This is a genomic window from Luteimonas changyuni (assembly GCF_039548395.1).
Taxonomy (GTDB): Bacteria; Pseudomonadota; Gammaproteobacteria; order Xanthomonadales; family Xanthomonadaceae; genus Luteimonas.
Genome location: NZ_JBCLUZ010000052.1, coordinates 1 through 13,224 on the forward strand (window position 1 = coordinate 1; position 13,224 = coordinate 13,224).

Annotated in this window: 11 protein-coding genes and 2 pseudogenes; 8 read left to right on the top strand and 5 right to left on the bottom strand. The window is 69.8% G+C overall.

The genetic code is table 11. The annotated features are described in order from the left end of the window. Positions 1-533: 533 nt before the first annotated feature. On the bottom strand, positions 534-1,358 hold the full coding sequence (locus WCD84_RS14045; RefSeq protein WP_343256169.1) for an inositol monophosphatase family protein: 825 nt from the start codon (positions 1,356-1,358) through the stop codon (positions 534-536). Positions 1,359-1,444: 86 nt separating this feature from the next. Between WCD84_RS14045 and WCD84_RS14050 the strand changes: the two genes are divergently transcribed. From WCD84_RS14050 to WCD84_RS14395, 4 genes and pseudogenes are all read left to right on the top strand, one after another. Next, positions 1,445-2,254, top strand: coding sequence for an RNA methyltransferase (locus WCD84_RS14050; RefSeq protein ID WP_343281766.1), 810 nt, complete (start codon positions 1,445-1,447; stop codon positions 2,252-2,254). A 71-nt stretch (positions 2,255-2,325) separates the two neighbouring features. Next, positions 2,326-3,234 (top strand): phosphate/phosphite/phosphonate ABC transporter substrate-binding protein, encoded by a 909-nt coding sequence (locus WCD84_RS14055; RefSeq protein WP_343256167.1) that lies wholly within the window; start codon positions 2,326-2,328, stop codon positions 3,232-3,234. 596 nt (positions 3,235-3,830) lie between these two features. Beyond that, positions 3,831-4,544: pseudogene (locus WCD84_RS14390) on the top strand (diguanylate cyclase domain-containing protein); the annotation flags it as partial. 75 nt (positions 4,545-4,619) lie between these two features. Beyond that, positions 4,620-5,360, top strand: a pseudogene (locus WCD84_RS14395) (putative bifunctional diguanylate cyclase/phosphodiesterase); the annotation flags it as partial. Positions 5,361-5,393: 33 nt separating this feature from the next. Here the strand turns inward: WCD84_RS14395 and WCD84_RS14065 are convergent. Both WCD84_RS14065 and WCD84_RS14070 read right to left on the bottom strand, forming a co-directional pair. Beyond that, the gene (locus tag WCD84_RS14065; protein WP_343281768.1) at positions 5,394-6,017 is read right to left on the bottom strand and encodes an exopolysaccharide biosynthesis protein; all 624 of its coding nucleotides are present in this window, start codon (positions 6,015-6,017) and stop codon (positions 5,394-5,396) included. Then, positions 6,010-7,317 (bottom strand): hemolysin family protein, encoded by a 1,308-nt coding sequence (locus tag WCD84_RS14070; protein WP_343281769.1) that lies wholly within the window; start codon positions 7,315-7,317, stop codon positions 6,010-6,012. Before WCD84_RS14070 ends, WCD84_RS14065 begins: the two co-directional genes overlap by 8 nt. Positions 7,318-7,591: 274 nt before the next feature. Here WCD84_RS14070 and WCD84_RS14075 point away from each other — a divergent pair, with 274 nt between their 5' ends. Next, positions 7,592-8,218, top strand: coding sequence for a DUF47 domain-containing protein (locus WCD84_RS14075; RefSeq protein WP_343281770.1), 627 nt, complete (start codon positions 7,592-7,594; stop codon positions 8,216-8,218). 10 nt (positions 8,219-8,228) lie between these two features. Continuing rightward, positions 8,229-9,356, top strand: coding sequence for an inorganic phosphate transporter (locus tag WCD84_RS14080; protein WP_343278184.1), 1,128 nt, complete (start codon positions 8,229-8,231; stop codon positions 9,354-9,356). A gap of 6 nt (positions 9,357-9,362) precedes the next feature. Here WCD84_RS14080 and WCD84_RS14085 read toward each other — a convergent pair whose 3' ends face one another. After that, positions 9,363-9,773 (bottom strand): hypothetical protein, encoded by a 411-nt coding sequence (locus tag WCD84_RS14085; protein ID WP_343256161.1) that lies wholly within the window; start codon positions 9,771-9,773, stop codon positions 9,363-9,365. A 41-nt stretch (positions 9,774-9,814) separates the two neighbouring features. On the opposite strand from WCD84_RS14085, the gene WCD84_RS14090 reads away from it, so the two are divergent. Continuing rightward, the gene (locus WCD84_RS14090; RefSeq protein WP_343256160.1) at positions 9,815-10,150 is read left to right on the top strand and encodes an MGMT family protein; all 336 of its coding nucleotides are present in this window, start codon (positions 9,815-9,817) and stop codon (positions 10,148-10,150) included. A 67-nt stretch (positions 10,151-10,217) separates the two neighbouring features. Next, the gene (locus WCD84_RS14095; RefSeq protein WP_343256159.1) at positions 10,218-10,883 is read left to right on the top strand and encodes a rhomboid family intramembrane serine protease; all 666 of its coding nucleotides are present in this window, start codon (positions 10,218-10,220) and stop codon (positions 10,881-10,883) included. A 54-nt stretch (positions 10,884-10,937) separates the two neighbouring features. Here WCD84_RS14095 and WCD84_RS14100 read toward each other — a convergent pair whose 3' ends face one another. Further along, complete coding sequence (locus WCD84_RS14100) at positions 10,938-12,941, bottom strand: M13 family metallopeptidase (RefSeq protein ID WP_343281771.1); 2,004 nt, start codon at positions 12,939-12,941, stop codon at positions 10,938-10,940. Positions 12,942-13,224: the final 283 nt, after the last annotated feature.

Genomic DNA, 13,224 nt, shown 5'->3' on the forward strand with positions numbered 1-13,224 from the left:
CCCCCCCCCCCCCCCCCCCCCCCCCCCCCCCCCCCCCCCCCCCCCCCCCCCCCCCCCCCCCCCCCCCCCCCCCCCCCCCCCCCCCGGGCCCGGACCTTTTGCGCGGTGGTGGACGGGGGCAACGTCGCCGCAGATGTCGCAACCGGGCAGACGTCACCGGATCAAGCGGCACGGCCACGCCACGTCACACCACGGCCACGATCGCGAGCGTGCCCGCTCTTGATCTTCGACCCGAAGCAGGAAAACGCCACGGCCCGTCCCGTGCACAGGGGGTGTGCGGAGAGCCGGCCATGGATGGCCGGCGCCCGGCCGCTGGGAGCAGGATGCGGAGACGGCCGGCGCAGCACACCCCCTGTGCGCGGGACGGGCAGCGCGCATCCCAACGGAGCGGCTCCCGACCCCACTGCCGCATCACCCGGAGCCTCAGAAGAACCAGCTACTCCGCCGGCCCGGCCGCACGCCTCCCCCTCAATCAGGAGAAGAACCTTCTTTTATGCTCCCCGCAGGCGGAGGGGGAAGAAGGGAGGCTTCGATCAGAACGCCGCGGCGTAGCCCGAGGCGGCGACGGTTTTCTGCAGGGCTTCGGCCACGCGGATGTTGCCGGCCACCACCTGGCGGCTGTTCATCGCGATGTGCAAGGGACCCATCGCGGCACCCTTGTAGTCGGTGACCTTGCCGCCGGCCTCGCGCACCATCAGGATGCCCGCGGCGATGTCCCAGGCCTGCACGCCGGCTTCGAAATAGCCGTCGGTGCGACCGGCGGCGACGTAGGCCAGATCGAGCGCGGCCGAACCCGTGCGGCGCACGTCTTCCGCCACCGACAGCACCTGGCGCATGCAATCGAACTGCGCCGCCGTGCGCGAACGCTCGCGCGGATGGAAACCGGTGGTGACGAGGGTGCCGGCGAGGTCCTTGCGGTCGGCCACCCGGATGCGCTTTTCATTGAGCTGGGCGCCGCCGCCGCGGCTGGCGGTGAACAGCTCGTTGCGCAGCGGATCGAAGATCACCCCATGCAGCGGCTCGGGCCCTTCGCACAGCGCGATCGAGACGCACCAGTGCGGGAAGCCACGCAGGTAGTTGCTGGTTCCATCCAGCGGGTCGATCACCCAGGTGTAGCGGCTGGCGCCCTGGCTGCCCTTCTGCTCTCCGCCTTCCTCGCCAAGCACGGCGTATTCGGGATAGGCGCGGCGCAGCTCCTTGACCACGGCGACCTCGGCCAGGCGGTCGACCTCGCTGGCGTAATCCATGCGGTCCTTCTCGACGACGTTGATCGCATCGAGCTTGTGCATGTGCCGCAGGAGGATGTTGCCACCGGCGCGGGCCGCCTTGACCATGATGTTGACGGCAGGTTGTAGCATCGCAGGCGGACTCCGGCGTTGTTGGGGGACGGCAGGGGGAAAGAACAGTCGGCTCGAGGCCGTCGCACAGTTTACCATTTGCGCCCATGAACACCGCGCACATCGCGAACAGCACGCAGCCGGCGGGCGGGATCCGCATCGTCCTGGTCGGCACCCAGCACCCGGGCAACATCGGCTCGACCGCCCGCGCCATCAAGACCATGGGGCTGCAGCGGCTTGTGCTGGTTGCGCCGGAGCGCTATCCGCATGCCGACGCGGTGGCCATGGCCGCCGGTGCCGACGATGTGCTCGACGCGGCGCCCATCGTCGGCAGCCTGGCCGAGGCCGTGGCCGACTGCAGCCTGGTGCTCGGGTGCACCGCGCGCAGCCGCCGCATCCAGCTCGAGGAACTCGCGCCGCGTGCCGGGGCCGCGCGCCTGCTCGAGGCCAGCGGCCGTGGGGCGAACGTGGCGCTGGTGTTCGGCCGCGAGCGCACCGGGCTGGACAACGACGAACTGCAGCTGTGCCACGCCGCGGTGCATATTCCCGCCAACCCGGAGTACAGCTCGCTGAACCTGGCCGCGGCCGTGCAGGTCCTGGCCTACGAACTGCGGGTGGCATCGCTGGAGCGCGATGCAGCGTCCGCCGGAGACGGCGAGGGCGAGGGCAACGTCGCCAGGCGCGATCCCCCGGCCAGCCATGCCCAACTCGAAGGCTTCTTCGGCCAGCTTGGCGACACGCTTGATGCGATCGACTTCCACAAAGGTCGCGCGCCGCACTCGGCGCTGCGCAAGCTGCGGCGGATCTTCCTGCGCTGCGACATGGACGAGCGCGAGCTGCGCCTGCTGCGTGGAGTGCTTGCCGATGCCCAGCGCATGGCGCGGCTGGCGGGCGGAGCATGCGGCGGGGACGCGTGAACATGTGCCGGCGATCATGTTTTCCGCTACGCTGCGGCATCTTCTGCAAGCGGGGTCCTGCCGGTATCGCGATGTCCCGCCGCCTTCGCCAGCTGTTGGCCGCGCTGGCCGCATCGCTCGCACTGTGCGCGCCGGTTGCCGCCGCCGAACCCGGCGTGCTCGTGCTTGGGCGGATCAGCGACGATCCGGCCGCGCACTATGACCAGCTCAAGCCGATGCTCGACTACGTCGTGGAGCGGATGGCCGATGTCGGCATCCGCGAGGGTCGGATACTCATGGCGCGCGATGCCCGGCAGATGGAAAGCTACCTGCGTCGGGGCCGCGTCGACTGGGTCACCGAGACCTCGGCCGGGGCGATGGCGCTCGAAGCGCGCGCCGGCGCGAATGCGATCCTGCTGACCGAGCGCGGCGGCGTTGGCGCCTACCACACGGTCTTTTTCGCCCGTCGCGACAGCGGCATCGAAAGCCTCGGCGACCTGCACGGGCGCAGCCTCGCATTCCAGAACCCCAGCTCCACCAGTGCCTATTACGTGCCGGCGATGGAGATGATCGCGCTCGACATGCCGATGGAGATCCTGCTGTCGCCGTTCGACCGTGCGGCCGAGGGTTCCGTGGGCTACCTGTTCGCACGCTCGGAATTCAACATCTCGAGCTGGGTGCACAAGGGCCTGGTGGATGCGGGCGCCTTCAGCAACGTCGATTTCCAGAACATGCCGGAAAGCTACCGCCGCGACCTGGTGGGCTTCCACGCCAGCGTGGACTACCCGCGGGCGCTGGAGGTGGTGCGCGGAGACCTCGACCCGGCGGTCGCCGGACGCCTGCGGGACGTGCTCGCCAACGCCGCCAACGACCCAGCCGCAAGCGAAGCCCTGCAGCGCTTCTTCGGCACCACGCGCTTCCTGCCGGTCGACGCAGGCACGCGTCGGTCGCTGGACGCGCTCCGGGCAGGGGTCGCCCGCGTCGCCGAGGTGCTTGAATGAAGGCCGCCAGCGGGCTGTACGCACGTTTCCTGGCCGCCCTGGTGATGGCGCTGCTGGTTGTGCTTGCGGTGGTCGCGATGCTGCTGCATCGCCAGGACGTGATGCGCAACGAAGTGCTGCAGCTGAGCACGGAGTCCATGCACGCTCTGGCCTTCGACCGCCTGGCCGAGCGCTCAGAGGCGGTCGGGGTCGAGCTCGCCAGCGGGCTTGTCAATCCGCTCTACTATTTCGACCTGGACGAGATCGGCGTGCTGCTGCGGGCCGTCCTCAAGCAGCCCGATGTCGCCTATGCCGTGGTCTACGACAACGACGGCACGGTCGTCCACGATGGTTCGCGCGACATCCGCAGCTACGGCCAGGTGATGGACGATGCGATGGCCTTCGAGGCGGTGACCGCGCGCGCACCGCACATCCAGGCCAGCGACACGGTGCTCGACGTCGCGGTTCCGCTGTATATCGGCGATGTCCGCCTTGGTGGCCTGCGGGTGGGTTATTCGATGACCTCGGTGAAGGCCGACGAGCAGCGCGCCGTCACCGGCATGGCCGAGCGACTGGCCGCCATCGGCCAGCGCCACGCCGGCTGGATCGCGGCCCTCATGGCCGGGCTGGTACTGGTGGCCATTGGCCTGGGTGCCCTGGTCCAGCGCACGTTGGTGCGCCCGGTGCGGCAGCTGGCGGACGCCGCGCGTGAGATCGAGAGCGGAAATTTCGTCGCCGAGCTGCCTGACAGCAGGCGTGCGGACGAGGTCGGTGACCTGGTCCGGGCCTTCGGCCACATGCGCGAAAGCATTGCCCGCCACGACCGGGACATGCGGCGCATGGCCTACACCGACGCGCTCACGGGACTCGCCAACCGGCTGGCCTTCCGCGAGTCGCTGGACCGCAGGCTGATGGAACTGCACGGAGCCGGCCATCAGCTGGCGCTGCTGTTCGCCGACATCGACGACTTCAAGCGCATCAACGACACCCTGGGCCACGACGCCGGCGATGAAGTGCTGGTGCAGTTCGCCAACCGTATCAACGAGACGGTCGAGCGCCTGGGCGGCGACGGCGCGGTGCTGGCGCGCTTTGGCGGCGACGAATTCGTGATCCTGGTCGAGTCCGCCGGCAGCGATGCCGCCGGCATGCGCGAAAAGGCGAGCCGCCTGGCCGATACCCTGGTGGCGGAGCTCAGCCGGCCGATCGTGGTCGGCGGTCGCCAGGTGTTCCTGGGCACCTCGATCGGCATCACCCTGTTCCCGGACGATGCCGCCGGCGCGACCATGCTGATGAAGAACGGCGACATCGCCATGTACCAGGCCAAGGTCGCGGGCAAGAACTGCCATCGCTTCTACAGCCGGGCCATGGACCAGGCCGTAGAGCGCCGGGTGAGCATGGAGCAGGACCTGCGCGGCGCATGGGAGCGCGGCGAGCTCAGCCTGGCGTACCAGCCGGTCTACCGCCTGGAAGACCGGCGCCTGGTCGGCGCCGAGGCGCTGCTGCGCTGGCAGCATCCCGAAACCGGCATGGTCGCGCCCTCGGTGTTCATCGACGTGGCCGAGCAGAGCGGCCTGATCGAAACCATCGGTCCGCAGGTGCTGCGCCTGGCCTGCAGGGACGCGATGCAGTGGCGCCGCGACTTCCCGGACTCGAACCTGTTCGTTTCGGTGAACGTTTCGCCGCGACAGCTGCGCAACGGCGACCTCGCGGCCCAGGTGGAGCAGACCCTGGCCGACACCGGGCTGCCGGCCGACGGCCTGCACGTGGAGCTGACCGAGACCGCGGTGATCGGCGACGAGCTGCGTGTCAGCAGCCTGCTTGCGCGGCTGCGCGATGCGGGGGTCAAGGTGTGGCTGGACGACTTCGGCACCGGCTTCTCCGGGCTGAGCCACCTGCGCCGGGTGCCGGTGGACGGCGTCAAGATCGACCGCAGCTTCATCGCCGACGTGCTGCGTGATCCGGACGACCTGGCGCTGACCACGGCGATCATCGCCATGGCGCATTCGCTCGGCATCACCGTCGTCGCCGAGGGCGTGGAGAAGGAAGGCCAGTACGAAGTGCTGCGCGAGCGCGGCTGCGATCTTGCACAGGGTTACTGGCTTGGCTATCCGATGAACGTGCACGACTTCCGCGGCCTGTTGTCCTGAGCCCGGCGGGGCGCGCGGCGTAGGCAGGTCGCGCTACAGCAGGCGCTCGACCCACTCGGTGGCCCATGCCGCAAGCGTGCCGCCGGTGATCCCGAAGAACGTGATCGCGGCAAGGCCCGCGCCCCAGGCCACCAGCATCAGCGCGCCGTCGCGCTCGAGCAGCGCCAGCGCATAGGCCAGGAGCAGCACGCCGAATACATAGTTGGTGAACGGGATCGGCAGCGCCAGCAGCAGTCCGAGCAGGAGCAGCAGCAGGCCGGTGACCATGTTCGCCGCGGGATGGTCGATCATGCCCGGCAGGCGCGGGCGGATGACGCGCTCCAGCCGCCCCAGCCACGGCGAGACGCGCTGCTCGAAGCGCGCCAGCGTGCCGCGCCTGGGGCCGCGGTCGGCGATCAGGCGCGGCAGCCACGGGCGGCGCATGCAGACCAGCAGCTGCACACCGATCACGCTGACCAGCGGCCCGCTGAGCGCGCCGGCCACGCCGGGGATCGGCAGGAAGGCGGGCAGGGTGGCGATGAACAGCAGCATGCCGAACAGGCTTCCGCCCAGGCCTTCGGTCACCGAGCGCAGGGTGACCACGTCGTCGGCGGGCCCGGCGGCGAGGGCCGCCAGCACCGCGCGCGCGGTCGCCCGCGGCGGATCCGGCTCAGCCATCGCCCGGCGGGTTGCCCGCGACCCGCTGCAGCAGCAATTTGTCGATGCGCGGGCCGTCGAGGTCGACCACCTCGATGCGCCAGCCGGCCCATTCGAAGTGCTCGCCGGCGCTGGGAATGCGCCCGAAGTGGGCGATGGTCATGCCGGCGGCGGTGTTGTAGTCGTGCTCGTCGGCATGTGGCAGGGGCCTGCCGTCGAACAGCTCGCGCAGCGAATCGGCACCGAGCGCGCCGTCGACCAGCAGCGAGCCATCGTCGCGCACCACCACCAGCGGATGCGAATCCGCGCCCTCGCCGCTGGAGGTGCGGCCGATGACCGCCTCGAGCACGTCGTTGACGCTGATGATGCCGGTGACATCGCCGTATTCGTCGACCACCAGCGCGAGCGACTGCTGCTCTTCGCGCAGGATCTCGATCAGCTTCATCGCCGGCGTTGATTCCGACACGAACAGCGGTTCGCGCAGCTGCTCGAACAGGTCGAACTCGCCCTCCTGGAAACGATCGATCAGCGATTTGACCTCGAGGATCCCGGCCACTTCGTCGTCGCTGCCGCGGTACACCGGATAGCGCGAGAACGGCGTTTCGCGCATGGTCGCCAGGTTGTCCTCCAAGCTCTCTGAGACGTCGAGCCAGGCGATGCGCGTGCGCGGCGTCATCAGGCTGTGCGCATCGCGGTCGCCCAGGTGCAGCACCCGGTTCATCATGTTGCGCTCGTCGGCATCGATCACGCCCTGGGCGTGGCCTTCGCTGACCAGCATCCGGATCTCCTCCTCGGAGATCGCGTTGCGCTCGTCGTCTTTGATGCCCAGCAGGCGCAGCACCGCGCGATTGATCGCACCCAGCGTGAACACCACCGGCTTGGCGACGGTGGCCAGCGCCTCCAGCGGAAGCGCGACCGCGCTGGCGATGGTTTCGGCGTTGGTCAGCGCCAGGCGCTTGGGGATCAGCTCACCGAAGATGACGGTGCCGGCGGTGATCAGGCCGACCGCGGTGCTGATGCCGATCGGGCGCGCGTATTCGGCCGCCGAAGGCGCCAGGCCGCGGACCCACTCGGCGACCTGCAGGCCGATGGCCTCGCCGCCGAACAGGCCGGTGAGCACGCCGATCAGGGTGATGCCGACCTGCACCGTGGAGAGCAGGTTGTCCGGGTGCTCGGCCAGCTTCAGGGCGGCGCGCGCACCGCGGCTGGTCTCGGCCAGCTGGCGCAGGCGTGAGGTCCGAGCGGTCACCAGCGCCATCTCCGACATGGCGAAGAAGCCGTTCAGCACGATCAGCGCGGCGACGATGAGCAGCTCGATCATTGCGCCAGCCCCCCGGTCCAGGGGCGGTGGCGGTTGGCGGTGCAGGGGCTTGGCAGCGCGGCGGGGCAGGGGCGCGGGCAGCGCTGCGGAAGTCTGGGGTCGTCGTCCATGGTGGTCCGTGAAACAGGGTGCGCCGGGCGCACGGGGCGATCATAGCAGGCGGCCTGCGGGCCCGGCGGGCGCCGCCGGGGTGGGCGTATTGTCACGATGCGGTCATAATTCCGCGTCCGCCGGCCACGCGCGGACCCCGCATTCCCCGACGAGGCGACGCGCCATGTTTTCCCTGCAGACCATGTTCGGCCAAGGCAAGCAGTTCTACACGCTGCTGGAGGAGGCCGCGCAGGCCGCACAGGATGCCGCCGTGGCCCTCCACCAGATGCTGCGCGAGGCCGACCGCCAACCCGCGCTGGACGCCTTCAAGCTGGCGCGCCTGCGCGAGCGCGAGGCCTCCAACAAGATCAGCCAGGCGCTGGTGGACAGCTTCATCACCCCGATCGAGCGCGAGGACATCGAGGCACTGGGCTCGGCGCTGTACAAGATCCCCAAGCAGATCGAGAAGTTCGCCGACCGCTATTCGCTGGCCACCGCCCACCTCGAGCACATCGACTTCGCACCGCGCGCGGCGATGCTGGAGCAGGCTGCGGGCGTGGTGGTGAAGATGGTGAAGCAGCTGCGCCATCTCAAGCTGGAGCCGATGAAGGCGCTCAACGACGAGCTGCGCTCGATCGAGAACGAGGCAGACCGGCTGATGCTCGAGCTTTACCGCGACATCTATTCGGGCAAGCTCGACGCGCGCGAAATGTTCCTGCTCAAGGAGTTCTTCGAGATCCTCGAAAAGGCCATCGACCGCTGCCGCGAGGCCGGCGTGGTGGCATTCGAAATCGTGCTGAAGAACAGCTGAGGCCGGCGCCATGCTCACCCTGGTGCTGGTCGTGATCCTGGTCGCGCTCGCGTTCGAGTACATCAACGGGTTCCACGACACGGCGAATTCCATCGCCACCGTGGTCGCGACCAAGGTGCTTTCGCCGATGCAGGCCGTCGGCCTGGCGGCAAGCATGAACCTGATCGGTGCGCTGGCCGGCACCGCGGTGGCCAAGACCATCGCCTCGGGGCTGATCGACGCCGGCGTGGTCGAGGTCGGCTCGCAGCTGATCCTGTGCGCGCTGCTCGGCGGCATCACCTGGAACCTGATCACCTGGTGGTTCGGGCTGCCGTCCTCGTCCTCGCACGCGTTGATCGGCGGGCTGATCGGCGCGGCGCTGGCGGCCACCAGCAACAACTGGGACTCGATCATCTGGTCTGAGCCGGCGGAACCTGTCTACCGCAGCGCCGGCGTGCTGTGGAAGGTGATCGTGCCGATGGTGAGTTCGCCGGTGCTGGGCTTCACCGCCGGCTTCCTGATGATGGGCGTGCTGTTCTTCGTGATCTCGATGATGGCGCGCAGCGGCGGCTGGCTTGCCCGGATCGCGCGGCCGCGCTGGGTGAACGGCTTCTTCGGCAAGGCGCAGATCGTGAGCGCCGCCGGCATGGGCTTCGCGCACGGCATGAACGACGCGCAGAAGACCATGGGCATCATCGCGCTGGCGCTGGTCAGCGCACAGTCGGCGGGCACGCTTGACGCGCTGCCGGGCTGGCTGGCCTTCCTGCACCCTTCCGAAAGCGCGCTGGCAGAGGGCGACATCGACCTCTGGATCAAGTTCACCTGCGCGCTGGTGATGGCCGCGGGCACCGCCGCCGGCGGCTGGCGGATCATCAAGACCCTGGGCCACAAGCTGGTCAAGCTGCATCCGATCCACGGCTTCGCGGCGGAAACCAGCGCCGCCTCGGTGATCCTGGCGGCTTCCTCGCTGGGCATCCCGGTGTCCACGACCCACAACATCTCGACCGCGATCATGGGCGTGGGCACGGCCAAGCGGCTCAATGCCATCAAGTGGACCGTGGTCGAGAAGATGATCGGCGCCTGGATCCTGACCATCCCGATGTCGGGTGGCATCGCCTACGGTCTGTACAAGCTGCTGGGCTGGCTGGGCTGGCTGTAGGCGCCGCTACAGCAGGTCGCCGTCGGCACTGAGCAGGCGTTCCAGGCGGTCGCCCATGCCGCCGATCTCCAGCACCAGGCGTCCGAGTTCGGCCGCGTCCAGGCCGTCGTAGGGGCGGTTCTCGCACAGCTGCAGGTAGGGCACGTCGTCGAGCCTGCCGATGGCGAGGTAGCCGACGCGGCTGTCCCAGTTGAAGGCGAGTGCGCGGCGCGCGTCGATGCCGGTGATCGGCGCCACGGCAGTGCTCACGCGCAGGTAGCAGCGCCGGTCGTCGTCGTGGAGTTCGGAGAGGAAGATCGCCTGGTGGCGTCGGCCACCGTCGAGGCTGAGCTCGACGCCGATCACGAACGCCTCGTCGACCGTGGTCCGGAAGCCGTCGGCGGCCAGTTGGCGGCGGACCTGTTCGAAGTTCTGCATGGGATTCCCGCGGAAGTGGACGGGATGGCTATCCTAGCGCAATGGAGCATCCGGACCCGGCCGCGCGCATCCTCGCCTCCGTCCGCGCGATCCCGCGCGGCGAGGTCGCGGGCTACGGCGAGGTCGCGCGCCGCGCCGGGCTTCCCGGGCGTGCGCGATGGGTGGCGAAGCTCCTTGCCGGCAGCGACGATCCGTCGCTGCCCTGGCACAGGGTGCTGCGCAGCGACGGGCGGATCGCGTTCCCGCCCGGCTCGGCGGCGTGGAACGAGCAGGTGCGGCGCCTGCGGGCCGAAGGCGTCGCGGTCGCCGCGGGGCGCGCCTGCGCATCCGCGCGCAAGGCGACTTCGCTGGACGCGGAGGTCTGGGGGCCCGGCTAGCGGCCCCAAGCGGCCGGGCCGGGTGATGTAAACGCTATCATTGCCGGCGCACGCGCAAGGACCCCGAATGCTCACCAACCTGCCGCCCGTCACCAAGGGCCTGCTGATCGCCAATGCCGGCGTCTTCCTGCTCCAGAGCCTGCTCGGGGCCGCGGCCTTCGCGCCGCTGATGCTGTGGCCGCCGGGAGTGGACGCGTTCATGAGGATGGCGGGCGTGCCCGGCTTCTGGCCATGGCAACTGGTCACCTATGGCTTCCTGCACGGCGACCTCGCGCACCTGCTGTTCAACATGCTGGCGCTGGTGATGTTCGGGGCACAGCTGGAATACACCTGGGGTCCCAGGCGCTTTCTCACCTATTTCCTGGTCTGCGTGGTCGGCGCGGGGCTGTGCCAGCTGGGCATCGTGAGCTGGACGCTGGCCCAGGGCGGGCAGCCGTATCCGACGCTGGGTGCTTCCGGCGGCGTGTTCGGCCTGCTGCTGGCCTACGGCATGCTGTTTCCGCACCAGCGGGTGATGCTGCTGATCCCGCCGATCCCGATGAAGGCGCGCACGCTCGCCATCGTCTTCGGCGTGATCACGCTGGTGATGGGCATCACCGGCCGGCAGCCGAACGTGGCCCACTTCGCGCACCTTGGCGGCATGCTGTTCGGCTGGCTGCTGATCCGCTACTGGCGCGGCCAGCCGCCCTTCGGCAGCGGCCCGCGCCGCAGGCCCCCGGCGCGGCGCTTCTGAGCCATCGCCGCGCCGCGCCCCATGGGCCGCGGCGCGCTTTGAAGCAGGCCGGCGTCAGCGCCAGACGCCGACGCGCTCGTCCTCTTTGCGGACCATGGCGCTGCCCGCCTTGCAGCCCCATGTCGCGGTGAACGCGGGCAGGTTGGACAGGGGGGCGTTGATGCGCCATTTGCCGGGCGCCTGCACGGCGGTGCCGGCGCGCTGCTCGGCTACCGCGGGCGACACCTGTTCGCTCCACACCCCGGCCCATGCGTTGAAGAAGGCCTTCTTGCCGTCCTCGCCGGCCTCCGGCAGGGCATGGCTGAAGGCGTCCCAGGCGATCTCGACCGCGGCGATGTCGGCGGCGTTCTCGTCGGCGCTCCTGCTGCCGTCGAGCTTGCGCCCGGGCAGCCCCGGGTAGTCGAGGTTGCCGTACTGCGCCGCAAGCACGTTGAGGCGGTCGTTCCAGGCCGTCGCCGTTCCCGGCGTCCACCAGTCGCGGATTTCGCCGCGGGCGTCGACACGTCGGCCCTTGCCGTCGACTGCGTGGCTGAGTTCGTGCGCGACCAGGGCGCCGAATGCACCGTAGTGCGCGGCGCCGTCGAGCGACATGTCCAGCACCGGGGGCTGCAGCATCGCGGCCGAAACCAGCAGGCGGTTGTGGGCGGCGTCGTAGGCCAGCGCCGGCTCCTGCGGCAGCACCGGCCAGCGGCGCTGGGCATTGCCGCGGCCGATGCGCCGCATCTCCTCGCGGTGGTGCCAGGTGGAGGCGATCAGCATGTTGCCGCCGAAGCTGCCGCGGCCCATCGGCTGCACGGTGTAGTCGATGTTTCGCACCGGTGCGCCGATCTCGATGCCGAGGCCCTTGACCTTGGCGACCGCTTCGGCGCGGGTCGCGTCGTCCATCCACGGCGCGCGTTCGACCGCGCGCATGAGGGCGTCGCGGACTTCCCCTGCCACCGCTTCGGCGCGGCTGCGGCTGGCCGGCGGCAGGTAGCGGGCGACGTACTCGCGCGCGACCATCTGGCCGGCGGCGTGGTTGATCGCCTGCAACACGAGCTGCTCGCGCGACGGCTGCGCAGCCTCGCCGCGCAGCACGCGGCCGCGGAAGTCGAAGGCGGCGTCGCGGAAGCCACTGGACAGGTAGGGCGCCATCGCGTCGCCGACGTGGAAGCGCAGATAGGTCTTCCACTGTGCCGGCTTGACGCTGCCGACGATGCCGTCGAGGGCGGTGAACAGCTCGGGGTTGGCAATCGATACGCTGTCGTCGGCAACGCCCTGGGCGGCCAGGAATTCGGACAGCTGCAGGCGTTTGTACGCCTTGTCCAGGCCTTCGGTAGGCACCAGCGCGTAGTTCCCGCGCGGGTCGCGCAGCGAGGCCACCGGCAGCGATGCGCGCGCGATGCGCGTCTCGATGTCGATGACCGCCTGCGCCTCGGCCGCAAGCTCGGCCTCGGCGGTGCCGGTCAGCGCCAGGATCTTCTGTACATAGCTGTTGTAAAGGTCGAGCAGGGCGCGCGAGTCCGCGTCCTCGCGCGTGTAGTACGCGGGGTCGGGCAGGCCCGTGCCGCCCTGGGCGAAGTAGCCGATGTGGCGGTCCAGGTCGGCAAGATCGAGGTCGGCGCTGAAGTTGAACACCACCGGGATCCCGACCTGGTGCAGGGCGGCGATTGCCGGCGGGATGTCCTTGGCGCGCTTGATGCCGTTGATGCGGTCGAGTAGGGGCGCGATGGGCCGGGCGCCGTCGGCTTCGACCCCGGCCTGGTCAAGGCCGCTGGCCCAGAAGTCGCCGAGCAGGGTCTGCACGGGGCCCTGGGGGGCGTTCATCGCCGTGGACAGGAGTTCGCGCTGCTGCTCGAGCACGCGCGCCTGGAGCTGGCCCAGCGCGGACACCGCGCCGGAGTCCGGCACCGGGTTGGCGGTCAGCCAGTTCTGGTTGGCAAAGGCATCGAAATCGCCGCAGGCGGTGGGGCCGGCGGGCGCGCGCGCGGCGCGGCGCTGTGCTTCGGCATCCGGGGACACCAGGCCGATGACGAGACTGGCGGTGAGCGCGAAGGCGAGCGGGGTGTACTTGGGCATCGTGGAGTCCGGCGTAAGGGCGCGGGCAGTCTAGCAACTGGGCGGGCAGGGATTGATGGCTGCGCGTGTGGGCAACATGAACGGCGACGGTGGTCGCGCAAGCAAAAAAGTTCTTCTCCCGACTGCGTGGGGTTCGGATGATTGCTCCGGGTCGGATGATTGCTCCGGGAGGGTGTGCGCTGCCCGCCGTGGAGGCAGGGGGGATGCCCAGCCGGAATATGCGCATCCTGCTCCCAGTTCCGGCCGCCGGCCATCCATGGCCGGCTCTGGGCATCCCCCCTGC